The organism is Streptomyces sp. NPDC050508 (assembly GCF_040655155.1).
Lineage (GTDB): Bacteria > Actinomycetota > Actinomycetes > Streptomycetales > Streptomycetaceae > Streptomyces.
In genome coordinates this window covers 116,651-141,627 of record NZ_JBFAJJ010000022.1, presented here as the reverse complement: position 1 = coordinate 141,627, position 24,977 = coordinate 116,651, and the positions used below count along the sequence as shown (strand labels likewise).

20 protein-coding genes are annotated in these 24,977 nt (G+C 69.5%); 8 read left to right on the top strand and 12 right to left on the bottom strand.

Annotation, left to right across the window (positions count from 1 at the left end; translation table 11 throughout):
• Window positions 1–125 precede the first annotated feature (125 nt).
• The 4 genes from AB0I69_RS41820 to AB0I69_RS41805 form a co-directional block, all read right to left on the bottom strand.
• A complete protein-coding gene (locus AB0I69_RS41820; protein ID WP_363101024.1) occupies window positions 126–830 on the bottom strand; it encodes a DUF2567 domain-containing protein in 705 nt (234 codons plus the stop codon).
• A gap of 34 nt (window positions 831–864) precedes the next feature.
• Window positions 865–1,692, bottom strand: a complete 828-nt coding sequence (locus AB0I69_RS41815; protein WP_363101023.1) for an ABC transporter permease — start codon at window positions 1,690–1,692, stop codon at window positions 865–867.
• Between the two features lie 64 nt (window positions 1,693–1,756).
• Window positions 1,757–2,728: an ABC transporter ATP-binding protein gene (locus tag AB0I69_RS41810; protein ID WP_363101033.1), complete on the bottom strand. Its 972-nt coding sequence runs from the start codon at window positions 2,726–2,728 to the stop codon at window positions 1,757–1,759.
• A 124-nt stretch (window positions 2,729–2,852) separates the two neighbouring features.
• Window positions 2,853–4,076 (bottom strand): NYN domain-containing protein, encoded by a 1,224-nt coding sequence (locus AB0I69_RS41805; protein ID WP_363101022.1) that lies wholly within the window; start codon window positions 4,074–4,076, stop codon window positions 2,853–2,855.
• A gap of 224 nt (window positions 4,077–4,300) precedes the next feature.
• On the opposite strand from AB0I69_RS41805, the gene AB0I69_RS41800 reads away from it, so the two are divergent.
• A complete protein-coding gene (locus AB0I69_RS41800) occupies window positions 4,301–4,465 on the top strand; it encodes a hypothetical protein (RefSeq protein WP_199827393.1) in 165 nt (54 codons plus the stop codon).
• Window positions 4,466–4,555: 90 nt separating this feature from the next.
• On the opposite strand, the gene dnaE is transcribed toward AB0I69_RS41800, so the two are convergent.
• Window positions 4,556–8,095: a DNA polymerase III subunit alpha gene (gene dnaE, locus AB0I69_RS41795; protein ID WP_363101021.1), complete on the bottom strand. Its 3,540-nt coding sequence runs from the start codon at window positions 8,093–8,095 to the stop codon at window positions 4,556–4,558.
• 245 nt (window positions 8,096–8,340) lie between these two features.
• On the opposite strand from dnaE, the gene AB0I69_RS41790 reads away from it, so the two are divergent.
• The 5 genes from AB0I69_RS41790 (at window position 8,341) to AB0I69_RS41770 (ending at window position 13,492) form a co-directional block, all read left to right on the top strand.
• Window positions 8,341–9,666, top strand: a complete 1,326-nt coding sequence (locus AB0I69_RS41790; protein ID WP_363101020.1) for a DUF2252 domain-containing protein — start codon at window positions 8,341–8,343, stop codon at window positions 9,664–9,666.
• Between the two features lie 68 nt (window positions 9,667–9,734).
• On the top strand, window positions 9,735–10,424 hold the full coding sequence (locus tag AB0I69_RS41785) for a hypothetical protein (protein ID WP_363101019.1): 690 nt from the start codon (window positions 9,735–9,737) through the stop codon (window positions 10,422–10,424).
• Window positions 10,425–10,510: 86 nt separating this feature from the next.
• Window positions 10,511–11,329 carry a DsbA family protein gene (locus AB0I69_RS41780; RefSeq protein ID WP_363101018.1) on the top strand — a complete coding sequence of 273 codons (819 nt, stop codon included), beginning with the start codon at window positions 10,511–10,513 and terminating at the stop codon, window positions 11,327–11,329.
• A gap of 80 nt (window positions 11,330–11,409) precedes the next feature.
• Window positions 11,410–13,071: an alkaline phosphatase D family protein gene (locus AB0I69_RS41775; protein WP_363101017.1), complete on the top strand. Its 1,662-nt coding sequence runs from the start codon at window positions 11,410–11,412 to the stop codon at window positions 13,069–13,071.
• A gap of 97 nt (window positions 13,072–13,168) precedes the next feature.
• Window positions 13,169–13,492, top strand: a complete 324-nt coding sequence (locus tag AB0I69_RS41770) for a hypothetical protein (protein ID WP_363101016.1) — start codon at window positions 13,169–13,171, stop codon at window positions 13,490–13,492.
• Between the two features lie 15 nt (window positions 13,493–13,507).
• Here the strand turns inward: AB0I69_RS41770 and AB0I69_RS41765 are convergent, their stop codons facing one another.
• Window positions 13,508–14,077 (bottom strand): dienelactone hydrolase family protein, encoded by a 570-nt coding sequence (locus AB0I69_RS41765; RefSeq protein WP_363101015.1) that lies wholly within the window; start codon window positions 14,075–14,077, stop codon window positions 13,508–13,510.
• A gap of 29 nt (window positions 14,078–14,106) precedes the next feature.
• Here AB0I69_RS41765 and AB0I69_RS41760 point away from each other — a divergent pair, with 29 nt between their 5' ends.
• On the top strand, window positions 14,107–15,213 hold the full coding sequence (locus AB0I69_RS41760; protein WP_363101014.1) for a mechanosensitive ion channel domain-containing protein: 1,107 nt from the start codon (window positions 14,107–14,109) through the stop codon (window positions 15,211–15,213).
• Window positions 15,214–15,539: 326 nt separating this feature from the next.
• On the opposite strand, the gene AB0I69_RS41755 is transcribed toward AB0I69_RS41760, so the two are convergent.
• The 6 genes from AB0I69_RS41755 to AB0I69_RS41730 form a co-directional block, all read right to left on the bottom strand.
• Complete coding sequence (locus tag AB0I69_RS41755; protein WP_363101013.1) at window positions 15,540–16,280, bottom strand: SDR family oxidoreductase; 741 nt, start codon at window positions 16,278–16,280, stop codon at window positions 15,540–15,542.
• 132 nt (window positions 16,281–16,412) lie between these two features.
• A complete protein-coding gene (locus AB0I69_RS41750) occupies window positions 16,413–17,999 on the bottom strand; it encodes a Na+/H+ antiporter (protein ID WP_363101012.1) in 1,587 nt (528 codons plus the stop codon).
• A 105-nt stretch (window positions 18,000–18,104) separates the two neighbouring features.
• On the bottom strand, window positions 18,105–18,575 hold the full coding sequence (locus AB0I69_RS41745) for a GNAT family N-acetyltransferase (protein WP_363101032.1): 471 nt from the start codon (window positions 18,573–18,575) through the stop codon (window positions 18,105–18,107).
• Window positions 18,576–18,580: 5 nt separating this feature from the next.
• On the bottom strand, window positions 18,581–19,525 hold the full coding sequence (locus tag AB0I69_RS41740) for an RluA family pseudouridine synthase (protein WP_026178396.1): 945 nt from the start codon (window positions 19,523–19,525) through the stop codon (window positions 18,581–18,583).
• Window positions 19,526–19,577: 52 nt separating this feature from the next.
• Window positions 19,578–20,156 carry a signal peptidase II gene (gene lspA / locus AB0I69_RS41735; protein WP_363101011.1) on the bottom strand — a complete coding sequence of 193 codons (579 nt, stop codon included), beginning with the start codon at window positions 20,154–20,156 and terminating at the stop codon, window positions 19,578–19,580.
• 101 nt (window positions 20,157–20,257) lie between these two features.
• Window positions 20,258–21,217 carry a TraR/DksA family transcriptional regulator gene (locus AB0I69_RS41730; RefSeq protein ID WP_363101010.1) on the bottom strand — a complete coding sequence of 320 codons (960 nt, stop codon included), beginning with the start codon at window positions 21,215–21,217 and terminating at the stop codon, window positions 20,258–20,260.
• Between the two features lie 604 nt (window positions 21,218–21,821).
• Between AB0I69_RS41730 and ileS the strand changes: the two genes are divergently transcribed.
• Complete coding sequence (ileS, locus tag AB0I69_RS41725; protein WP_363101009.1) at window positions 21,822–24,959, top strand: isoleucine--tRNA ligase; 3,138 nt, start codon at window positions 21,822–21,824, stop codon at window positions 24,957–24,959.
• Window positions 24,960–24,977: the final 18 nt, after the last annotated feature.

The window sequence follows — 24,977 nt, the reverse complement described above, 5'->3', positions numbered from 1 at the left end:
GAGGACGAGGCCGTTCAGGCCGAAGCGGGGGTCTGGGGGCGGCAGCCCCCAGGGATGGGACGGGTAGGGGCGGCGGGGGCGAAAACTCCTCGCCGCGCCCACCACCCACCGCACACCACCCACCCCTAAGCCATCGGAGCCCCGTACCCATCCTCGGGAATCGCCCCCGGTTGCGCATACACCGGCTCAGGATCCCGAGGCCCGAACAACGCGGTCAGCCCGAGATGCACGACCAGCGCGGCAACGGACCACGCCATCAACGCCCCCTTCGCCCCCAACTTCAGCGGCGCGGAGAACGTAACCCCCTTACCCACGGCCTTGGCGTGCGCGAGCACATCCTTCGTGGGCCCGAACCACATCCCCAGCCGCCAGGCGAGGAACGAAGCGAGCAGCCCGCCCAAGGCCAGCGCGGCGACAAGCGGCACTCCCCCACGCCGCCGCAGCAAGAAGACAACAAGCGCGCTCACGACCCCGAAGGCGACCGCGAGCAGAGTGAACGTTCCGTCCACCCCCACGGCCTGCTCACCCTCGGAGTCCTTGAGGTAGACGACCCAGCTCTTGTCGACCACGTCCCCGACCAGCGGCACATGCGGCGCCAGCCACCACCACAGCACCCCGAGCAACACCCCACCGAGCGCCACGGCGACCGTGACGACCACGGCCTCGATCAGTTCGGTCTTCATCCCGGGCCCGTCCTGGCCGTAGGAGGCGTCCTGCGGGGCGTGCACGGGATATCCGGCACCCGGGGTGCTCGGGTCACCCGGAGGCTGCCACGGATCGTGCGGGGACTGGTCACGCGGCGGCGGAGGCGGAGTCAGCGGTGCGGTCACGATGCCATCGTGCCAGGCCCGGCTGTGCGGCGCGTCACCGGACGGCAGCCCGACGGTAGGCCCAGGCGGCGACGGCCAGCGAAACGACGCCGACCCCGGCGCATACGGCGAGGTCACCGAGGACGAGCGCCCAGTCCGGATGCGCCCCGAACGTCTGCGCGAACGCCTCCACGCCGTACGTCGAGGGCACCAGATCCCGCAGGAACCGCACCGCGTCCGGCATCCGATCGGCAGGCAGCACACCCAGCAACAAAGCTGCGGACATGCCCAACTGCCCAAGCAGCGTGGCGAGTTCAGGGCGAGGCGCAAGCAGCCCCAGGGCCGCTCCGAGCCCGGCGAGCGCGGCCCCGGCGAGCGGGATCACCGCCGCCAGGATCCAGATGTTCCCCATCGGCAGCCCGAACAGCACACACCCGAAGACGGCGGTCAGCACGGTCCCGGGCACGGTGAAAGAGGCGTACGCCCCCGCCGCACCCAGCACCACGGCCGCGGGCGGCACCGGCAGGGTGGCGTAGTGGTCGAGCCCGCCGCTGCCGCGCAGCTGGCCGAAGTACTGCGCGAGCAGGTTCAGCCCGACGTAGGCGACGACGAGCACGGACGAGCCGGCGACCACGAACTGGGCGTCGTGGCTCCCGGCGTCGACGACCCCGCGCATCATGATCAGGATGCCGACCGACTGGAAGGTCGCCACGAACAGCAGCGGGATCCGCGCGACCCGCGCCCGGGACAGCTGTGCCCGGTACACGGCGGCCATGGAGGGCCACAGCCTCGCCTTCGGCCCCAGCTCGGCCGCGCCCGTCCCGGCGGCCTCCGGCACGGCCAGGGGACCGCTGGGCAGAACATCGGCGGATACGACACTCACGTCGCGCTGCTCCTCTCGACGCCGGCAGTCGCCCTGTCCCATACGGATACGACGGCTCGTGTACTCATGCCTTCACCAGCCCCTGCGCGTTCCCGCCCAGCGTCAGATACACGTCCTCCAGGCTGGGCGTGGCCAGGGTGAAGTCGTCCAGGGCGGCGAAGGCGGCCCCGCCGGTCACCGTGGCGACGGCCACCCGGGCCTCCTCGGGGGCCAGCCGCAGCGTCCAGCGGCGGCCGGACTCGACGGCCCGGTCCCGCAGTGCGGCGACCTCGGGGACGTCCAGCGGCGGCTTCTCCCGCCACACCAGCTCGACCCGCACCTCGCCCGCGACCTGTTCCTTGAGCCCGGCGGGGGTGTCGCAGGCGATGACCTTGCCCTGGTCGAGGACGGCGACCCGGTCGAGGACGGTCTCGGCCTCGATGACGTTGTGGGTGACGAGCAGCACGGTGGACCCGCGCTCGGCCCGGCGCCGGTCGACGGCGGACCACACGGCCCTGCGCGCCACCGGATCCATCCCGGTCGTCGGCTCGTCGAGCACGAGCAGCGACCGCTCCCCGACCAGCGCGGCGGCCACACACGCCAGCCGCCGCTGCCCACCGGACAGCTTCTTGAGCGGCCGCCCGGCAAGGGCCGTAAGCCCCAACTCGTCGAGTACGGCGTCCCGTTCGGCCCGTGCGTCGCGCAGGTCCAGGCCGCGCAGCCGGGCGGTGGTCTCGGCGGCCAGTGACACGGTCAGCTCGTCGAGCGCGGAGGACTCCTGGCCGAGGTAGGCGAGGATCCGCGCGGCCCGCTCCGGGTGGCGCACGATGTCGTGGCCGAGGATCTCGACGCTGCCGGCGTCGGGCCGCATGAGCCCGGTCAGCTGGCGTACGAGGGTGGACTTGCCGGCGCCGTTCGGCCCGAGGAGCCCGAAGATCTCGCCCCGGCGGATGTCGAGGGTCACGTCGTCGGTGGCCCGCACCTCGGGGGTTCCCGGCGCACCGCGTCGTCCGCGCACCGCCGGATAGGTCTTGCTGAGTCCGCGCACCGCGCACACGACATCACCACCGTGTCGAAGTGCCTGTCCCGCGCGCGTGCTCACAAGGGACGAGGGTACGGGGTCGCGGAGCCCCGCCCGCCCTCGGGTTGGTCCATAACGACAAATACGCCGGTAAAGAGCGTCACTCTCCGGCAGGGGCGTGCTCGGCCGCCGTCCGTACGTCGATCTCGCGCCAGAACCCGGCCCGGATCGCGTACCGGTCGTGCTCGTCGATCTGGTCGTCCTTGTGGGCGAGGAGGCCGAAGCGGGCCGCGTAGCGCAGCAGTTCGCCGTCGATGCGGTGCGGGACGCGCGGGTACATCCCGGACAGTTTCTGCAGGTGGCTGCCCTGGTCTCCGAGTCGGCCCATCCAGCGGCGGGCGAAGACCTGCCCGACCTCGAAGGGGTCGCCGCCGACCGTGGTGATGTCCTCCTCGCGGTCGGCCCAGCGCTGCTCGGCGGTGGTCAGCTGGGCCAGCGTCGGCATCGAGGCGATGTCGGGCGACTCGGCGGCGCCGCCCGGCCGGTCGACCCACCCTTTGTCGGAGGACCAGCGCAGGGTCGCGCTCGCGGGATGCTGTGCGGGCGCCGCGGCACCCGGGGCCTTCAGGCTCGCCAGGTCCTTCGGGGTGGGCACGCCCTTGGCGGCGGGCACCCGCTCCTGTGTGCCGTTCTCCGAGCCGGCCTCCGCCGCTGCGTGCTCGCCCTCCTCGACGGGCCGCTCGCGCGCCGCCGGCGCGGACTCCGGCAAGGGCGCGGACAGGATCGCGGCGATCTCCGGCCGCGGCACGGGCTGCGGCGCACAGACCCCGCCGAGGTCCTTCGCGCGTACGGCCTTGGTGATCCACGTCCGGTCGAGCACCCGCCGCTCGTCGGCCTCGGCGACCAGGTCCTCGGACTGGTTGTAGTCCCCGTCCGCGGCCTGTACGGCCCACAGGTGTACGGCGACGCCGTGCTCCTTGGCGGCCATCATGCCGGGCAGCAGGTCCCCGTCGCCGGTGACGAGCACGACGTCGGAGCAGGCGCGGTTGCGGGCCAGCTCGGTCAGCTCGGCGTGCATGGCGGCGTCGACGCCCTTCTGTGCCCAGCGGCCGTCGCTGCGGGTCAGGGCGCCGAGGCGGACGGTGACCCGGGGCATCACGCGCAGCCTGCGGTGCTCGGGCTGCGGGACGCGGTCGGGGGCGCCGTCGAACCAGTAGATGCGCAGCAGCGGTCGTTCCGTGTCGGACTCGGCTCGCTCGCGCAAACCCTGGATGAGGGCGGCGTGATCGACGGTGATACGGGAACGCGAGGGCTCTCCGGCGAGGAGACTGGCCGCCGCCCCCAGCAGATACCCGGCGTCCACCAGGACGATGCAGCGGTCCACGCGACTCACCCTCTTCCCGGTCGGTTTGCTTCGGGCTTGCTTCGAGTCTGCCCGACCGCGCAGGGGTTAACGGCCCGAACTCGATCTTCGGCGTGGCGTTTCGGGGCTTCTCTCTCGTATCAACCATGTCACACACGGTAATTATCCGAAATGCGTTCTTCGTCAGCCTATGTGAATCTGGTCGCGGCCCTGGCCCCTAGATCCCCCTCAGGAGGCAGATCACCATGGCCAAGAACAAGCACCGTGACCGCAAGCAGCCGCAGTCCGAGCGCGCCGAGGAGCAGGCCAAGTCGTCCTCGATGCAGGACCAGGCCGAACAGCGCATATCCCAGGCGACTCCGAGCGACATGGCCCGCAAGGGTCGGGAGAAGCGCTTCGGCCACAACTGAAGCCTGTTTCAAGGGTTGTTGAACGACTGAGGGGCGCATCTGTCGACGGATGCGCCCCTCGGTACTTCTCTACTTCTCTGTGTCGCTTGCTCAGCCGGCCAGGCAGGCCGGGCCGAGCAGCACCTTCAAGTCGCCGAACAGGGCCGGGTCGGGCTTCACCCGGTGCCGGTCCAGGCGCAGGACGGTGGTCTTGGTCGGGCCCTGGAGCTTGATGCGGACCTCGCTGTCGCCCCGGTGGTGGCTGAGGATCTCACCGAGCCTGCTGATCATCGGCGGGGTGACCCTGGTCGCCGGGATGGTGAGGATCACGGGCGCGTTGGTGCCCGCGTTCGACACGTCCGGGACCTGCATCTCCATCGCGACCAGACGGGGCACGTCCTCGCGCTTGTCGAGGCGGCCCTTGACGAACACGATGGTGTCCTCGACGAGTTGGGTCGACACCAGCTGGTAGGTCGCCGGGAAGAACATGCACTCGATCGAGCCCGCGAGGTCCTCCACGGTGGCGATGGCCCACGCGTTGCCCTGCTTGGTCATCTTGCGCTGGAGGCCCGAGATGATGCCGCCGATGGTGACGACCGCGCCGTCCCCGTGCTCACCTCCGGTGAGCTGGGCGATGCCCGCGTCGGCCTTGTCGGACAGTACGTGCTCCAGGCCGAAGAGCGGGTGGTCGGAGACGTACAGACCGAGCATCTCCCGCTCCTGGGCGAGGAGATAGGTCTTCTCCCACTCGTCGGTGGTGAACTCCACGTCGAGTCCGAAGCCGGGCTCGCTGGTGTCCTCCTCGCCCATGCCGCCGAAGAGGTCGAACTGGCCCTCGGCCTCCTTGCGCTTGACCGCCACCACGTTGTCGATCATCGGCTCGAAGTGCGCGGTGAGGCCCTTGCGGGTGTGCCCCAGGGTGTCGAACGCACCGGCCTTGATGAGGGATTCGGTGGTCCGCTTGTTGCAGGCGGCGGCCTCGACCTTGTCCAGGTAGTCGGGGAAGGAGCCGTACTTCCCCTTCGCCTTGCGGGACCTGATGATCGAGTCGACGACGTTCGTGCCGACGTTGCGCACGGCCTCCAGGCCGAAGAGGATCACGTCGTCGCCCTGGGCGGCGAAGTTGTGCACCGACTCGTTCACGTTCGGCGGGAGCACCTTGATCTTCATGCGCCGGCACTCGTTCAGGTAGATCGCGGACTTGTCCTTGTCGTCCTTGACCGAGGTGAGGAGCGCCGCCATGTACTCGGCCGGGTAGTTGGCCTTGAGGTAGGCGGTCCAGTACGAGACCAGGCCGTACGCGGCGGAGTGCGCCTTGTTGAACGCGTAGCCGGCGAAGGGGACCAGGACGTCCCACAGGCCCTGGATCGCCTCGTCGCTGTAGCCGTTCTTCCGGGCGCCCGCCTGGTAGATGGTGAAGTTCTTCGCCAGTTCCTCGGGCTTCTTCTTGCCCATCACGCGGCGCAGGATGTCGGCCTCGCCGAGCGAGTAACCGGCGACGATCTGGGCGGCCTTCTGCACCTGCTCCTGGTACACGATCAGGCCGTAGGTCACCGCGAGGACCTCCTCAAGAGGCTCCTCCAGCTCCTTGTGGATCGGGGTGATCTCCTGGCGCTTGTTCTTGCGCTCGGCGTAGTTGATGTGCGAGTTCATGCCCATCGGGCCGGGGCGGTACAGGGCCGAGACGGCGGAGATGTCCTCGAAGTTGTCGGGCTGCATCTGGCGCAGCAGTGAACGCATCGGGCCGCCGTCGAACTGGAACACGCCCAACGTGTCGCCGCGGCACAGCAGTTCGTACGTCTTGGGGTCGTCCAGCGGGAGGGCGAGCATCTCCAGGTCGATGCCCTTGTTGGACTTCACCATCTTCACGGCGTCGTCCATGATCGTGAGGTTGCGCAGCCCCAGGAAGTCCATCTTGATCAGGCCGAGCGACTCGCACTGCGGGTAGTCCCACTGTGTGATGGTCACTCCGTCCGTGTGCCGCACCCAGATCGGGGCGTGGTCGACGATGGGCTCGCTGGACATGATGACGCCGGCGGCGTGCACGCCCATCTGCCGGACCAGGCCCTCGACGCCCTTGGCGGTGTCGATGACCTTCTTGACGTCCGGCTCGTTCTCGTACATCCCGCGGATCTCGCCCGCCTCGCCGTAGCGCGGGTGCTTGGGGTCGGTGATGCCGGAGAGGTCGATGCCCTTGCCGAGGACGTCGGCGGGCATCGCCTTGGTGAGGCGGTCGCCCATGGCGTACGGGTAGCCCAGCACGCGCGCGGAGTCCTTGATCGCGTTCTTGGCCTTGATCTTGCCGTAGGTGCCGATCATGGCGACCTTGTCGGCGCCGTACTTCTCGGTCACGTACCTGATCACCTCGACGCGCCTGCGCTCGTCGAAGTCGATGTCGACGTCGGGCATGGAGACGCGCTCGGGGTTGAGGAACCGCTCGAAGATCAGGCCGTGCGGGATGGGGTCGAGGTCGGTGATGCCCATGGCGTACGCGACGATCGAGCCGGCCGCGGAACCACGCCCTGGCCCCACCGCGATGCCGTTGTTCTTCGCCCACATGATGAAGTCGGCGACCACGAGGAAGTAGCCGGGGAACCCCATCTGGATGATGACGTCCAGCTCGTACTCGACCTGCTTCTGACGGTCCTCGGGGACGCCGCCCGGGAAGCGGCGCTCCATGCCGAGGCGCACCTCCTCCTTGAACCAGGTGACCTCTGTATAGCCGTCCGGGATGTCAAACTTCGGCATGAGGTTCTTCGCCTCGAACATGCCGGTGGTGTCGATCTGTTCGGCGACCAGGAGGGTGTTGCGGCAGCCCTCCTGCCAGGCGTCCGAGGAGTCCACGGCGTACATCTCGTCCGTCGACTTCAGGTAGTAGCCGGTGCCGTCGAACCGGAAGCGGTCCGGGTCGGAGAGGTTCTTGCCGGTCTGAATGCACAGCAGGGCGTCGTGGGCGGTCGCCTCGTGCGCGTACGTGTAGTGCGAGTCGTTCGTCACCAGGGGCGGGATGCCGAGCTTGCGGCCGATGTCGAGCAGGCCGTCACGGACCCGGCGCTCGATCTCGATGCCGTGGTCCATCAGCTCCAGGAAGTAGCGGTCCTTGCCGAAGATGTCCTGGTACTCGGCCGCCGCCTTCAGGGCCTCTTCCTCCTGGCCCAGGCGCAGCCGGGTCTGCAGCTCGCCCGAGGGGCAGCCGGTGGAGGCGATGAGCCCCTCGGACCACTGGGAGATGGTCTCCTTGTCCATGCGCGGCCACTTCTGGAGCCAGCCCTCGGCGTACGCGTCCGAGGACAGCTTGAAGAGGTTGTGCAGGCCCGTCTTGTTGGCCGCCCAGATCGTCTTGTGGGTGTAACCACCGGAACCGGACACGTCGTCGCGCTTCTGGTGCGGCTGGCCCCACTGGATCTTGCGCTTGTTGCGCCGCGACTCGGGGGCGACGTACGCCTCGATGCCGATGATCGGGGTGACGCCGGCCTTCGTCGCCGTATGGAAGAAGTCGTAGGCACCGTGGAGGTTGCCGTGGTCGGACATCGCGATATGGGTCATGCCCATCTCGTTGCACGCGTTGAACATGTCCTTCAGCCGCGCGGCACCGTCCAGCAGCGAGTACTGGGTGTGGACGTGCAAGTGCGTGAACGGCGGCTTTGACACGGCTTGGCCTCCAGGGATAACAGGGGAAACGATCGACAAAGAGCAGCGGACGGTCTGGGGGGACGAGACCGAATCCTATGCCTCGCCACTGACATAAGAGATGAGTACTGTGACGCGGAGCGTCTCGTTGGGGGGCGGTGGTCGGGTGACGGGTGGGCGGGCACTCCCGCGTACCTTCAAGCGTTGGAATGTGACGACAGACCCGTCACATGTCACGTACCACCCGTACCAGGAGGCACAGAGCGATGTCGGTTCCGCAGCTCAACGACGAGCACCGCGGCGAGGAGATCCTTGCCGTCTTCGACACCGCCTTCGGCGAGCTCCTGGCCGCCGACCCGGCCGCGTTCCGCGTGAAGTTCCGGAAGATGGCAGCCTCGGCGTTCGCGTTCTACCGGGGTACGGCGTGCCTCTTCTACCACGACCTCGATGCCGAGAAGCGGGGCGGCCCGTACCTGGACGACCGCACCTCGCGCGTGTGGATCCACGGCGACCTGCACGCCGAGAACTTCGGCACGTACATGGACTCCAACGGCCGTCTGGTCTTCAACGTCAACGACTTCGACGAGGCGTACGTCGGCCCGTTCACCTGGGACCTCAAGCGCTTCGCCGCCTCCGTCGCGCTCGTCGGGTACGCGAAGGCGCTCAGTGACGAGCAGATCACCGAGCTGGTGAAGGTCTACGCGGGCGCGTACCGCGAGCGGGTGCACGCGCTGGCGACCGGCGCGAAGAGCGACGAGGTGCCGCCGTTCACGCTGGACACCGCCGACGGCCCGCTGCTGGGCGCGCTGCGTACGGCCCGTTCGTTGACCCGGTTCGAGCTGCTGGACTCGATGACGGAGATCCGCGACTTCGAGCGCCGGTTCGCGTCGGGCGGCGGCTCCATCGAGCTGGACGCGGCGACCCGCTACAAGGTCCTCGCGGCCTTCGACGGCTACCTGGAGACGCTCCCCGAGTCCTCCCTGGACCGCCCCGACTCCTACCGGGTCAAGGACGTCGTGGGCCGCCGCGGCATCGGTATCGGCTCGGCCGGGCTGCCGTCGTACAACATCCTCCTGGAGGGCAACAGCGACGCCCTGGAGAACGACGTCGTGATCTACATCAAGCAGGCGCAGACCCCGGCCGTCTCCCGGCACATCACGGACGCGGCGATCCGGGACTACTTCCAGCACGAGGGCCATCGCACGGTGATCTCCCAGCGCGCCCTCCAGGCGCACGCCGACCCGTGGCTGGGCTGGACCGAGCTGGACGGCTCGGGGCAGCTGGTCGCCGAGGTGTCGCCGTACGCGGTGGACCTGGACTGGAGCGACATCGACGACCCGGAGGAGATCGCCGCCGTGGTCGCGGACCTCGGGCGGGCCACGGCCACGATGCACGCGGCGGCCGACGACCAGTCCGGCGAGTCCCTGGTGCCGTTCTCCACCGAGCGGGCCATCGACGCGGCGATCGCGGCCGACGAGGACGGCTTCGCGGGCGTCCTGGTCGACTTCGCGCACAGCTACGGCGCACGCGCGCGTGCCGACCACCAGACCTTCGTCGACCTGTTCCGCAACGGCCGGATTCCGGGTCTGTAACCATCCGTACGCTCACAGGAACCCTTTAGGGGTCCCTTACCGGAGCACATGACAGACTCACCTCCGCTATGGACATATCCGGGATCCAGCTCAGGGCCGTACGCGCGGCGCTGTTCACGGCACTGGTCGTGACGCTCAGCACCGCGTCGCACGTGCTGCTGTCCCGGGTCCCGCTTCCGTTCGGCACGGTGGCGGCGATCGCCGCCACCGTGTTCGTGATCGCGTACGCGCTGGCCGGCCGCGAGCGCGGCTTCGGCCGGATCGCCGCACTGCTGATCCCGCTGGAGCTGGCCGCCGACACGGTGTTCACCACCGGCCAGCACGCCTGCTACGGCAGGGCGGGCGGCCCGGTCGCCGGACCGCTGCGCGCGGTCGGCCTGGACGTGCTGTGCAGCGGCGGCAGCGTGGGCACCTCGCTGGCCCGGATGACCGACGACCCCCATCAGGCAGCGGCGCTGCTCGCGCACACCGACGCCACCGCCGCCTGGCTGCTGCTCGGCGCGCACATCGGCGTCGGACTCCTCGCGGCCGCCTATCTGCGCCGCGGCGAGCGCGCGCTGACCGAACTGCTGCGCGCGGCGACGGCGCTGGGCTTCCGCCCGCTGCTCCTCGCCGTGACCGCGGTGTCGGGCCGGCGCACCTCGGCGGTCCGCCGGCTGCCGCGCGCCACGCACCGCATCGCCACCGCCCGTGAGCGGCTGCTGGTGCACTCCCTGGGACGGCGTGGACCGCCGTGCTCGGTCCTCCTCGCGGTCTGAACACCCCACAGGTACCTGAGCACACATAAGTCCCCCACACGTATTCCGCGTACGACGTGTACGCGTCCCATATGGAGATCACCAACATGAGCAAGCGGAACAGCGCGGCGGCGAAGACGGCGGCCCGTGAGCGGCTGCGTGCCGAGCGCGAGCGCGAGGCCAAGCGTGCCAAGGTCAAGCGGCAGATCATCGTGGCCGGTTCGGTCGTCGGCGTCCTGGCGATAGCCGGCGGCATAGGTTACGCCGTCGTGCAGAACAACAAGCCCAGCTACTGGGAGGGCCTGAAGGACGCCAAGGTCACGGCCCCGGCCAACACCTCGGGCACCAAGGGCACGACGGTCGTCATCGGCAAGTCCACGGCCAAGAAGACCCTCAAGGAGTACGAGGACCCGCGCTGCCCCGTCTGCGCCCAGTTCGAGCAGACGGTCGGCTCGACCGTCGTGAAGGACATCGACGACGGTAAGTTCAAGATCCAGTACATCGGTGGCACGTTCATCGACAACAAGGACAACGGCGTGGGCTCCAAGAACGCGCTGAGCGCCCTGGGCGCCGCGCTGAACGTCAGCCCCACCGCGTTCCTGGAGTACAAGACCGCGCTGTACTCGACGAAGTACCACCCGGACGAGACGACCGACAAGTTCAAGGACGACAGCTACCTGATCAAGGTCGCGAACACGGTCTCCGCGCTGAAGGGCAACACGAAGTTCCAGACCGCCGTCAAGAAGGGCACGTACGACGCCTGGGCGATGGCCATGTCGAAGACCTTCGACAACAACAAGGACGGCGTGACCGGCACCCCGAGCTTCGTCATGGACGGCAAGAAGCTCACCGCCGACACCGCGGGCAACGCGCCCATGACGGTGGTCGACTTCAACAAGGTGGTGGACGCGGCCCTCAAGGGCTGAGACAACGGCTGGTGGAAGAGCGGGCGAACTTTTACGAGTTCGCCCGCTCTTGTTAATACCGGTCAGTAACCTAATCGCTCGTGACCAGTCGATACAGAGCACCCGAGGGCGTCAACCCGCCCTCCCCGCGCCGCCGTACGGTCGTCAAGGCCGCGGCCGCCACCGCCGTCCTCGCAGCCCCGCTCGTCGCCGCGCTGCCCGCCGGGGCCGCCACCGAGGCCCCGGCCTTCCTGCACGGGGTCGCCTCCGGGGACCCGCTCCCCGACGGCGTCCTGCTGTGGACGCGGGTGACGCCCACCACCGAGGCGGTCCCCGGTTCCGGGCTCGGCCCGGACACCGAGGTGAGCTGGACCGTCGCCACCGACAAGGCGTTCACCACCATCGTGTCCAAGGGCTCCCTCACCGCGACGGCCGCCTCCGACCACACCGTGAAGGCCGACATCCGCGGCCTGGCACCGGCCACCGACTACTGGTTCCGCTTCTCGGCCGGCGGCACCGAGTCCCCGGCGGCGCGCACCCGCACCGCGCCGGCGGCGGACGCCAACGTGTCCGGCCTGCGCTTCGGCGTCGTCACCTGCGCCAACTGGGAGGCCGGCTACTTCTCGTCGTACCGCCATCTCGCGGCCCGCAACGACCTCGACGCGTGGCTGCATCTCGGGGACTACATCTACGAGTACAAGTCCGGCGAGTACGGGACGCGCGGCACGGTCGTACGGCCGCACGCGCCCCTGAACGAGATCATCACGCTCGCCGACTACCGCACCCGGCACGGCAAGTACAAGACCGACCCCGACCTCCAGGCGCTGCACCTCAAGGCGCCGGTCATCGCGATCTGGGACGACCACGAGTTCGCGGACAACGCCTGGTCGGGCGGCGCGGTCAACCACACGGAGGGCGCCGAGGGCACCTGGACGGCCCGTCAAGCGGCCGCGAAACAGGCGTACTTCGAGTGGATGCCGGTCCGCCCGGCGATCGCGGGCACCACCTACCGCCGTCTGCGCTTCGGCAAGCTGGCGGACCTCTCCCTCCTCGACCTGCGCTCCTTCCGTTCGCAGCAGGCGAGTTCGGGCAGCGGTTCGGTGGACGACCCGGACCGTACGATCACGGGCCGCGCCCAACTCGACTGGCTGAAGGCCGGGTTGAAGGCGTCGGACACCAAGTGGCGGCTGGTCGGCAACTCGGTGATGATCGCGCCGTTCGTCATCGGCTCGCTCACCGCCGACCTGCTCAAACCGCTGGCCAAGCTGCTGGACCTGCCGCAGGACGGCATAGGCGTCAACACCGACCAGTGGGACGGCTACACCGACGACCGCCGTGAACTCCTCGCCCATCTGCGCTCGAACGCGATCGGCAACACGGTCTTCCTCACCGGCGACATCCACATGTCCTGGGCCAACGACGTGCCGGTGGACGCCGGAACGTACCCGCTCTCGCCGTCCGCCGCAACGGAGTTCGTGATCACTTCAGTCACCTCCGACAACCTCGACGACCTCGTGAAGGTCCCCGAGGGCACGGTCTCCGCGCTCGCCGCACCGCTCATCCAGGTCGCCAACCGGCACGTCCACTGGGTCGACACGGACCGCCACGGCTACGGCGTCCTCGACATCACGGCCGACCGCGCGCAGATGGACTACTACGTCCTGTCCGACCGCACTTCGGCCACCGCGACCTCGTCCTGGGAGCGGTCGTACCGCACGCGCAGCGGCACGCAGAAGGTCGAGCGGACCTACAACCCCGTGTAGCCGAAAAGCAGTTGAAGTGGTCTAGACACTGCTGTGTACATTGCGACACGTCAAGATCAACCATGATTGGAGTCAAATGGCCACCCCCCAAGGTGTTTTGACGAAGACCGCAGTACTCACGGCCGCCCTGGCCTTCGCCGGGCTCACCTCGACCTCCGCCCAGGCCCTGGAAAGCTCGGCCGCGGCGGCACCGGCGTTCGTCAACCTGGTGACGGCCGAGAGCTCTCCCATATATGCCCAGCCGACGTCCTCGTCGACGAGGTACCGCACGGAGCCGGCCGGCACGACCCTGCGGATCCAGTGCTCGACCACCAACACCCCTTCGGGGGCGATGTGGTACAGGATCTACGACGCCCAGCCGACGTCCTGGGTGTGGTCCGGGCACTTCCAGTCGCTGGTCAACCCGCCCAAGAAGTGCTGACCCGGTAGGCAGCCGCTACAGGCTGTCGAGGAAGCCGAGCGCCACCCGCCAGGTGGCCTCGGCGGCCTCCTCGTCGTAGTCCGGGAGGCCGGGGTCGGTGTACAGGTGACCGGCCCCGGCGTACCGGTAGATCTCGACGTCGGCGCCTGCCTTGCCCATCTGGAGATACCAGGAGCTGAGCCAGTCGTCGGTCTCGAACTGGTCGGGCTCGGCGACGTGCAGTTGCACCGGCAGGTCGTCGACGGAGGCGTTGGCCGCGATGTCCGAGGTGCCGTGCAGGAGCAGCAGCCCAAGTGCCTTCTCGTCCCCGAGGGCCAGGGTCTGGGCCACGGAGGCCCCGAGCGAGAACCCGGCGTAGACAAGCCCGCGCTGCGAATAAGGGGCGGCGGCGAGCACAGCCCGCTTCAGCACCTCGTCCTTCCCGATCCCGTCATTGAAGGCCATGCCTTCCTCGACCGTCTCGAACGTATGCCCCTCGAAGAGGTCCGGCGTCCACACCTCGTGGCCCGCCGCGCGCAGCCGCTCGGCGGCGTCGCGCACCGCCGGCCGGAGACCGTACGTCGAGTGGAAGAGCATGATGTTCATGAAGCCATCGTGCCAGTACGGTCGGACACATGGAGAACGTACTGCGCCCGCTGATCGTCATCGGCGGCTCCGTCGTCCTCACACTGCTCATCGGCTGGGTCACCGACCTGCTGTTGCGCAAGGCGGACGCCCGGCACGACGACACCACGCTGTGGGGCCTGCTGCGCCGAGGCCGAGTGCCGTACCAGCTGGTGCTCTGCGCGGCCTTCCTCAGAGGCTCCTACGACCAGGCCCAGCTCCTGGAGGAACACCGGATCGGCATCGGCCAGACCCTCACCCTGGTGCTGATCGGCGCCACCGCGTGGCTGATGATCCGGGTCGCGGCGGCGATCGTGGAGTCCTCGTACGCGCGCTACGCCCGCGCCTCCCGTGACCCGGCCCGGGTCCGCAGGGTCCGGACCCAGGTGACGCTGATCACGCGGGTGGTGGCCGCGATCGTCGGTGTGGTGGCGGTCGCAGCGATGCTGCTGACGTTCCCGGCGATGCGCGCGGCCGGTGCGTCCCTGCTGGCCTCGGCGGGCGTCCTGGGCATCGTCGCCGGTGTCGCGGCCCAGTCGACACTCGCCAACCTCTTCGCGGGACTGCAGATCGCCTTCGGCGACATGGTGCGCATCGGCGACACGGTGGTGGTGGACGGCGAGTGGGGCACGGTCGAGGAGATCACGCTGACCTTCCTGACGGTACGGACCTGGGACGAGCGCCGGATCACCATGCCGGTGTCGTACTTCACGTCCAAGCCGTTCGAGAACTGGTCCCGCGGCACCCCGCAGATGACCGGCATCGTCTACTTCCAGGTCGACCACTCGGCCCCCGTGGACGCGATGCGCACGCAACTCCGCGAGATCCTCCGCGCCTGCCCCGCCTGGGACGGCCGCAGCTACGGCCTGGTCGTCACCGACACCACCCCGAACACCATGGAGGTCCGGGCCCTGGTCACGGCGAAGGACGCGGACGACATCTGGACGGTACGGGTCACAGTCCGCGAGCAGATGATCCGCTGGCTGTACGTGGAGCATCCGTACGCCCTCCCCCGCGTCAACACGGCGGACGCGGCACCGGTACCGGGCGAGGACCCGTCGCCCAACGGGGGCGCTACTCGCCCGGCTCATGAGCCGCCGGGGCCGAACCGGGGTTGAGGGCGGGGCGGGGGTACCAGGGCTGCGGGCTGCGGGGCGGCTCCGGGGGCCTCAACGTCCGTGCTCGGCAGCGCCGTTGGCCTGGGAAACCTGCGCGGCGACCGGGAACCCGCTGCGACTTCGCCTGCGACTGATCGACACGGGACGCCTCAACGCCCCCGCTCGGCACCGACGTTGACCTGGACCACCTGCTAGGTCACGCGCCCGGCGGGCTGGCGGCTGGCGAGACCAGCCGGTCCAGGGTCGCAGCACCCGTGCCGGGCGAGAGCCCCTCCCTCGCCCACGAACGACCGGTTCCAAGCCGGGGCCAAGCGGCTGCGAGCGCCTCAACGCCCCCGCTCAGCCCCTCCATTGACCTGAATAACCTGCGAAGTGACGTGTCCGGCCGCCGGGGACGCGAGCCAGTGCAAGGTCGCGGCGACGTCCCCAGGGGTACCGGCCCGCCCAGTCGACGTGTCGTTGATGAGCCGCTCACGCCGAGCGGCATCGATCTGCGGGCCGAAGAACTCCGTGTCCTCGATGTACCCGGGCGCGACCACGTTCACGGTGATGCCGCGCGGGCCGAGATCCCGGGCCAGATCATGGGCGTACGGGTGCAACGCGGCCTTGGCACCGCCGTACGCCCCGCTCCCCGAACCCCGGTACGCGGCAATGGAACTGACGAACAGCACCCGCCCACCCGGTTCCGCGAGCCGCGCCTTCAGGGCCTCGGTGAGGAGCGCGGCGCTCAGGGTGTTGATGCGGAAGTTGACGGTCCAGTCGTGCGCGACGCGGTCCAGCGGATCACCGCTCGTGCTCCCCGGCTCCAACGCCCCGGTACCGCCCGCGCTGTGCACCAGCACATCCACGGTGCCGAACTCCTCGGCGACGAACTGCCCGACGCCCCGCACCACTTCGGGCTCACTCAAGTCCCCGGCGTACGTCAACGCCCCCGGCACCCCTGCCTTCTCCAACACCTCACGCCGCCGCCCGAGCAACAGCACCCGATCCCCGCCGGCCGCGAAGGCATGCGCCGCGGCGAGCCCAATTCCCGTACCACCACCACTGATCACAACGTTGCGAGCCATGGTGCGAGCGTACAAAAAAGTGGTGGCCGTGCACGAGGCAATTCGACCCGCGGTCGCCGACGGCGCTCAGCCCCCACGGGAGACGTCCACCCCTCAATCGCCAGTAAACGGGCGGTGCGTGGGTGGGAGATCTCACCTCAAGCTACGCACGTCCAGATGCCGAAGCACCCGGTCCACGATCTCCGGATCCGCCCCCGGCTCACTCCGCGCCGCCAGCACCTCATGCCGAGCCGCGCTCATCATCTCCCCCTGGATCCGCCGCATCCGCTTCACCCGCCGCGCCCGCTTCTCGTACCCCTCACGCCGCTCCCCCTCCCCGATATCAGGACTGATCCGCACCCCGATGTCGAACGCCCGCCGCAACAACTGCTCGGACGCCTCCTCCGACAACTCCTCCACGTCCTCGATCTCCCGCAACCGCCGCTTCGCGGCCTTCGCCGCCCGCACCGCCAGCTCCTTCTCGAACGCCTTCTCGCTGTCGGTGTCGGCCCGTACCCCGAGCCGTTTCACCAGCCACGGCAGCGTGAGCCCCTGGAGCACCAGCGTCGCCATGATCACTCCGAAGGCGATGAACACGATCTCGTCGCGGTCGGGAAACGCCGACCCGTCGTCCATCTTCAGCGGGATCGCCAGCGCCAGGGCGACGGAGGCCACCCCCCGCATCCCCGCCCACCACATGATCACGGTCTCCCGCCAGGAGGTCGGGATCTCCTCGTCGTAGTCCCGCTTGGCGTGCAGCCGTTTGGTCAGCCAGGTCGCCGGCAGCAGCCACGCCAGCCGTACGACCACGACGACGCCGACGATCGCGGCGGCCCAGCCGAGCATCTCGCCCCAGCGCCCGGACGCCGTACGGATCGCGTTGTGCAGTTCGAGCCCGATGAGCCCGAAGGCGACCCCGGTGACCAGCGTGTCCACCACGTCCCACACCGTCGCCCCGGCGAGCCGGGTCAGGACGTCGTCGGCGCCGAGGGCGTACTCGGCCAGGAACAACGCGGTGGTGAGCACGGCGAGCACCCCGGAGCCGTGCAGTTCGTCGGCCAGGACGTACGACGCGAACGGCACCAGGAGCGTCAGACCGATCTGCAGGGTGGCGTCGTCGAGCACCGACATCAGCTTGTTCGCGGCCCACCCGAGGGCCAGTCCGACCGCGACGGCGACGACGGCGGACAGCACGAAGTCGAGGCCCGCGCGCCAGGGGTTGAAGCTCCCGCTGACGACGGCGGCGATCGCCACGTGGTACAGCACGATGGCCGTGACGTCGTTGAAGAGGCCCTCGCCCTCCAGGATCGACACCAGCCGCCGCGGCAGCCCGAGTTGCCCCGCGACGGCGGTCGCGGCGACCGGGTCGGGCGGTGCGACGAGCGCGCCGAGCGCCACGGCGGCGGCGATCGGCAGGCCCGGCACGATCGCGCTCGCGACGGCGGCCACGGCGAGGGTGGTGACGAAGACCAGCGCGACGGCCAGCAGGAAGATGGGGCGGATGTTGGCTGTGAACTGCCGCCAGGAGGTGCGCCGTACGGCCGCGTACAGCAGGGGTGGCAGCAGCAGGGGCAGGATCAGGTCGGGCGGGACGTTCACGTTCGGCACGAAGTCGGCGACCGCGAGGACTATCCCGAGGAGGGTCATGAGCACCGGCGCCGGCAGACCGAACCGGTCCCCCAGCGGGACGCTCACCACAGCCCCGAGCAACAGGACGAAAAGCAGGGCCAATTGATCCACGGTCAGGGCTCCGGCGGGCTCTCGGCGTTCACACAGCGGACGCTCAAGCCTGCCACGCCACCTGCCCCACCAGCTCTTTCGACGCCCCTCGGTTGGAGAAACCGGTTACAGCGCGCGCCGCATCGCCCGGTGCGGAATGCCCGCGTCCGGGAACTCCGGGCCGTACGCCTCGTAGCCGAGCCGTTCATAGAACCCGAGGGCGTGCGTCTGAGCGTGCAGGTCCACCGCGGCCAGCCCACGCGCGCGTGCCGCGTCTTCGATCGCCCGCACCAGCGCGACCCCGACCCCGAGCCCACGCGCGTCCTCGGTGACGGCCAGCCGCCCCAGGGAACCCACGGTCAGGTCGCCGTCGGTCTTCGCCGCAGCCGCCTCGCCGTACAACAGCCGCCCAGTACCCAGCGGCGTCCCGTCCTCCCGCACGGCGAGCACATGCGTCGCTACGGCGTCGTACGCGTCGTACTCAAGCTCTTGCGGCACGCCCTGCTCGACGACGAAGACCTCCTTGCGCACCGCGAAGCAGGCCTCACGGTCGGCCGGATCCTCGGCGACGCGCACGGCGTACGACGCCTTCGGCACGGCACTCACGCGTACGTCTCCTCGCGCACCAGGTCCAGGGCCTGCTGGAGGTCGTCCGGGTAGCCGCTCTCGAACTCGACCCACTGGCCGTCGGCGGGGTGCTCGAACCCGAGCCGGACGGCGTGCAGCCACTGGCGGGTCAGGCGCAGCCGCTTGGCGAGCGTGGGGTCGGCGCCGTAGGTCAGGTCGCCCACGCACGGGTGGCGGTGGGCGGCCATGTGCACGCGGATCTGGTGGGTGCGGCCGGTCTCCAGCTTCACGTCGAGCAGGGAGGCCGCGCGGAACGCCTCGATGAGGTCGTAGTGCGTGACGGACGGCTTGCCCTCGGCGGTGACCGCCCACTTGTAGTCGTGGTTCGGGTGGCGGCCGATGGGGGCGTCGATGGTGCCGCTGGTCGGGTCGGGGTGGCCCTGGACCAGCGTGTGGTAGCGCTTGTCGACCGTGCGCTCCTTGAACTGGCGCTTGAGCGAGGTGTACGCGCGCTCCGACTTGGCGACCACCATCAGGCCGGACGTGCCGACGTCGAGGCGGTGCACGATGCCCTGGCGCTCGGCGGCACCGGACGTCGAGATGCGGTACCCGGCGGCGGCGAGCCCACCGATGACGGTCGTCCCGGTCCAGCCGGGGCTGGGGTGGGCGGCGACGCCGACCGGCTTGACGATCACGATCACGTCATCGTCGTCGTAGACGATCTCCATGCCCTCGACCGGCTCGGCGACGATCTGCACGGGCGCGGGCGCCTGCGGCATCTCGACCTCCAGCCAGGCCCCGCCGTGCACCCGCTCGGACTTCCCGACCACCGAGCCGTCGACCGTGACCTTCCCCGCCGAGGCCAGCTCGGCGGCCTTCGTGCGGGAGAAGCCGAACATGCGGGAGATGGCGGCGTCGACACGCTCGCCCTCCAGGCCGTCGGGCACGGGCAGGTTTCGGATCTCGGGAACTGTGCTCACTCGGTCGAGTATGCCGGACGGGTCCGACACCGCCTTACCCGATCCCGTGCGCTCAGTCCTTGTGGACGGTGCCGTCCGGGTCGAGACCGCGGAAGGAGAGCAGCACGATCAGGATGCCGCCGCACACGATCGCCGAGTCGGCGAGGTTGAAGACGGCGAAGCCCTTGGGCGCGATGAAGTCGACGACCTCGCCCTGGAAGATGCCGGGCGAACGGAAGATCCGGTCGGTGAGGTTGCCGAGCGCGCCGCCCAGCAGCATGCCGAGCGCGATGGCCCACGGCAGGCTGTAGAGCTTGCGGGCCAGCCGCGCGATCACCACGATCACGGCGGCGGCGATCATCGTGAAGATGACCGTGAAGGCCGCGCCGAACCCGAAGGCCGCGCCGGGGTTGCGGATCGCGTGGAACTCCAGCCAGTCCCCGAAGACCTCGATCGGCGCGTGGTGCTCCAGCTTGGCCACCACGAGCAGCTTGCTGACCAGGTCGAGGGTGTACGCGAAGGCGGCCACCACGAACAGCACGGCGATCCGGCGCCTGCCCCTGGGGGGCGAAGCGGTGTCGCCCTGCTCCGGCTCGGCCCCCGCCGCCTCTGGGGTATCCGGCGTACCGATGATGCGCTCCGCCTCTGCCACGTGAGTCCCTCGAACCTAGGTACCTGACTGAGGAAGAGGGTACGGCACACCTCTCGGCACCCTCAGTACCGGCGTTCGGTGCCGACCTTCAGTACCTGCCTTCAGTACCTGCGTTCCTGCTTCTGCTTGCACTCGACGCACAGGGTGGCCCGCGGGAAGGCCTGCATGCGGGCCTTGCCGATCGGGTTGCCGCAGTTCTCGCACAGGCCGTACGTGCCCGCGTCCAGCTTCCCCAGGGCACGCTCGGTCTGGATCAGCATCTCGCGCGCGTTGGCGGCCAGCGCCATCTCGCTCTCCCGCGTGATGTTCTTGGTGCCGGTGTCGGCCTGGTCGTCGCCGGCACCGTCCCCGGAGTCCCGCATCAGACCGGCGAGGGCCTGCTCGGTGGACGTGATCTCCTCGCTGAGCCGCGCCGCCTCGGACTGCAGTTCGGTGCGGGCCTCCTCGACCTCCTCCGGCGTCCAGGGGGCCTCGCCGGGGCGCACCGCGAGCTCACCGGGCACCACCGCGACCCGCGCCTTGGGAACGGCGGTCTTCGCCGCCGTGGCCGTGCCAGGAGTCTTCTTCGCAACCACCGTCGTGGCTCCCGTCTGCTCCGCGGCCTGCGCCGCGCCCGCCTTCGCCTTCTTGGCCGCGCTCTTCTTCGTGCCGGTCGTGCTCTTGGTTCCCGCAGTGCGATTCGTGCCCGTGGTGCTCTTCGTGGAACCGCTTTTCGCGCCGGCGGTGCTCTTCGTAGGACTGTTCTTCGTCGACGTGCTCTCAGGGGCGGTCTTCTTCACGGCCGCTTTCTTCACGGCCGTCTTCTTGGTGTCCGTAGCCTTCGGGACGGCCGTCGCCTTCGTGGCGGTCGTCTTCGTGGCCGTGACCTTCGCAGCTGCCGCCTTTTTCGTCGCCGTGGATTTCGCGGCGCTCTTCTTGGCCACCGTCTCCTCGGCCACCGCCTTCTTGACGGCCCCCGGTCTCTCGGCCCCTTCCCCGGTCGCCTTCTTCGAAGAAGCCGCCTTCGTAGCGACCGCCTTCTTCGCCGCGGTCTTCTTCGTTGCGGTCTTCTTCGCCACCATGGCCGCGGCCCCTTCACATTTTGTGATCACGCACGCGAATCGTGCTGGGACGATAAATCGACTTGAGTCCCGCGGCAACGGGGCACGCCGCCCGATTCGTCCACCCCCCTGGCCCCGCGCGGCAAGCCTTCATGCGTTGTGCCCAGCTCCCCGCCGGGTAATCCGCCGAGTCCGACACCCCGAACATCGAACGCGCGTTCAGCGCCATTCGAGTCATGAAACGTGTTCGCAAGCCTCCCGCCGCGGCCCTCGCAAAACCGGTCGGCCGCTGTCCGTGCGGCCCCGTACACTGGGCGGAGCGAGAAGCGTGGATGGGGACGAGTAGCGGCGTACGCAGCCCAGAGCGACCCGGGGACGGTGGAAGCCCGGGGGCGAGCGCGACGTGAAGATCACCCCGGAGCCGCCGGAAGAAAGCCGCAGCACACCAGCCGCGGCCGGTAGACCCGGTATCGCGACCCCAATGAGGGGGCTCACTGGTGTGCAAGGTGCACCGGGGAGCCAAGGAGGGTGGTACCGCGGGAGCGCGCCGCACACGGCGTACGGAAAGTCGTAGCTCTCGTCCCTCCGGACGGAAGGCAGAAAGTCCGCCGGAGGAAGCTCGCTGATGACAACGCCGACGTACCGCCAGGTGCCCGCCCAGGTCGACCTGCCCGCGCTGGAGCACGCCGTGCTCGACTTCTGGCGCGAGCAGAAGATCTTCGCCAAGACCCTGGACCAGTCCGAGGGCCGCCCCGAGTGGGTCTTCTACGAGGGCCCGCCCACGGCCAACGGCATGCCGGGCGCCCACCACATCGAGGCGCGCGTCTTCAAGGACGTCTTCCCCCGCTTCCGCACCATGCGCGGCTACCACGTGGGCCGCAAGGCCGGCTGGGACTGCCACGGCCTCCCGGTGGAGCTGGCGGTCGAGAAGGAGCTGGGCTTCACCGACAAGCAGGACATCGAGGCGTACGGCATCGCCGAGTTCAACGCCAGGTGCCGCGAGTCCGTGACCCGGCACACCGACGCCTTCGAGGCGCTCACGACCCGCATGGGGTACTGGACCGACCTCGAAGACCCGTACCGCACGATGGACCCCGAGTACATCGAGTCGGTCTGGTGGTCCCTCAAGGAGATCTTCGACAAGGGCCTGCTGGTCCAGGACTACCGCGTCGCCCCCTGGTGCCCCCGCGACCAGACGGGCCTCTCGGACCACGAGCTGGCGCAGGGCTACGAGACCGTCGTGGACCCCTCCGTGTTCGTCCGTTTCCCGCTCACCTCCGGTCCGCTGGCCGGCCGCGCCGCACTCCTGGTCTGGACGACGACGCCCTGGACGCTCGTCTCCAACACGGCCGTCGCCGCCCACCCCGAGGTCACCTACGTCGTCGCGACGAACGGCGAGGAGCAGCTCGTCGTGGCCGAGCCGCTGCTCGCCAAGGCCCTCGGCGAGGGGTGGGAGACCACCGGTGAGACCTTCACCGGCGCCGAGATGGAGCGCTGGACGTATCAACGTCCGTTCGAGCTCGTGGAGTTCCCGGAGCCGGCGCACTACGTCGTGAACGCGGAGTACGTGACGGTCGAGGACGGTACGGGTCTGGTCCACCAGTCCCCCGCCTTCGGTGAGGAGGACCTCAAGGTCTGCCGCGCGTACGGCCTGCCGGTGGTCAACCCGGTCCGTCCGAACGGCACGTTCGCCGAGGACGTCCCGCTGGTGGGCGGTGTCTTCTTCAAGAAGGCCGACGAAAAGCTCACCGAGGACCTCAAGGACCGCGGCCTGCTCTTCAAGCACGTGCCGTACGAGCACAGTTACCCGCACTGCTGGCGCTGCCACACCGCGCTCCTCTACTACGCGCAGCCCTCCTGGTACATCCGCACCACGGCCGTCAAGGACCGCCTCCTCCAGGAGAACGAGAACACCAACTGGTTCCCGGACACCGTCAAGCACGGCCGGTACGGCGACTGGCTGAACAACAACATCGACTGGGCGCTGTCCCGCAGCCGCTACTGGGGCACCCCGCTGCCGATCTGGCGCTGCGAGGACAACCACCTCACCGTCGTCGGCTCCCTCGCGGAGCTGACCGAACTGACCGGCACCGACCAGTCGGGCCTCGACCCGCACCGCCCGTTCATCGACGCGGTCACGTTCCCGTGCCCCCAGTGCGCGGAGACCGCGACCCGCGTGCCGGAGGTCATCGACGCCTGGTACGACTCGGGTTCGATGCCGTTCGCGCAGTGGGGCTACCCGCACAAGAACAAGGAACTCTTCGAGTCCCGTTACCCGGCGCAGTTCATCTCCGAGGCCATCGACCAGACCCGCGGCTGGTTCTACACGCTGATGGCCGTCGGCACCCTGGTCTTCGACAAGTCGTCGTACGAGAACGTCGTCTGCCTCGGCCACATCCTCGCCGAGGACGGCCGCAAGATGTCCAAGCACCTGGGCAACACCCTGGACCCGATCCCGCTGATGGACCGCCACGGCGCCGACGCGGTGCGGTGGTTCATGGCGGCGGGCGGCTCCCCGTGGGCGGCACGCCGCGTGGGCCACGGCACCATCCAGGAGGTCGTCCGCAAGACCCTCCTGACGTACTGGAACACGGTCGCCTTCCAGGCCCTGTACGCGCGCACGTCCGACTGGGCGCCGAGCGCGGCGGACCCGGCCCCGGCCGACCGCCCGGTCCTGGACCGCTGGCTGCTGTCCGAACTCCACGCGCTCACCGACCAGGTGACGCAGGCTCTGGAGTCCTACGACACCCAGCGCGCCGGCAAGCTCCTGTCGGCGTTCGTCGACGACCTGTCCAACTGGTACGTCCGCCGCTCCCGTCGCCGCTTCTGGCAGGGCGACAAGGCCGCGCTGCGCACCCTGCACGAGGTCGTCGAGACGGTCACCCAACTGATGGCCCCGCTGACCCCGTTCATCACCGAGCGGGTCTGGCAGGACCTGATCGTGCCGGTGACCCCGGGCGCCCCGGAGTCCGTCCACCTGTCCTCGTGGCCGGAGGCGGACCTGTCCGTCATCGACCCGGAGCTGTCCCAGCAGATGGTCCTCGTACGGCGCCTGGTGGAGCTGGGCCGGGCCACGCGCGCGGAGTCGGGCGTCAAGACGCGCCAGCCGCTCTCCCGCGCGCTGATCGCGGCCACGGGCTTCGCCGCCCTGGACCGCGAACTGCACGCGCAGATCACGGAGGAGCTGAACGTCGAGGGGCTCGCCTCACTGAGCGAGGTCGGCGGCTCGCTGGTCGACACGACGGCGAAGGCCAACTTCCGCGCCCTGGGCAAGCGGTTCGGCAAGCGCGTCCAGGACGTGGCGAAGGCCGTCGCGAACACGGACGCGGCGGCGCTGTCCCTGGCGCTGCGCGAGGGCACGGCGTCCGTCGAGGTGGACGGCGAGACCATCACGCTGGCCCCCGATGAGGTGATCATCACAGAGACCCCGCGCGAGGGCTGGTCCGTGGCCTCCGACTCGGGCGCGACGGTCGCCCTCGACCTGGAGATCACCGAGGAGTTGCGGCAGGCGGGCCTGGCCCGTGACGCGATCCGGCTGATCCAGGAGTCCCGCAAGAACAGCGGTTTGGACGTCGCCGACCGGATCGCCCTGCGCTGGACGTCGACCGACCCGGCGGTCATCGCGGCCCTGTCCGAGCACGCGGCCCTGATCGCCGACGAGGTCCTCGCCACGGACTTCGCCCAGGGCGAGGCGGACGACAGCTACGGCACCCCGTTCACGGACGAGGGCCTGTCCCTGGTGTTCCGCCTGCACAAGGCGTAACCACCACCGGCGCGAGAA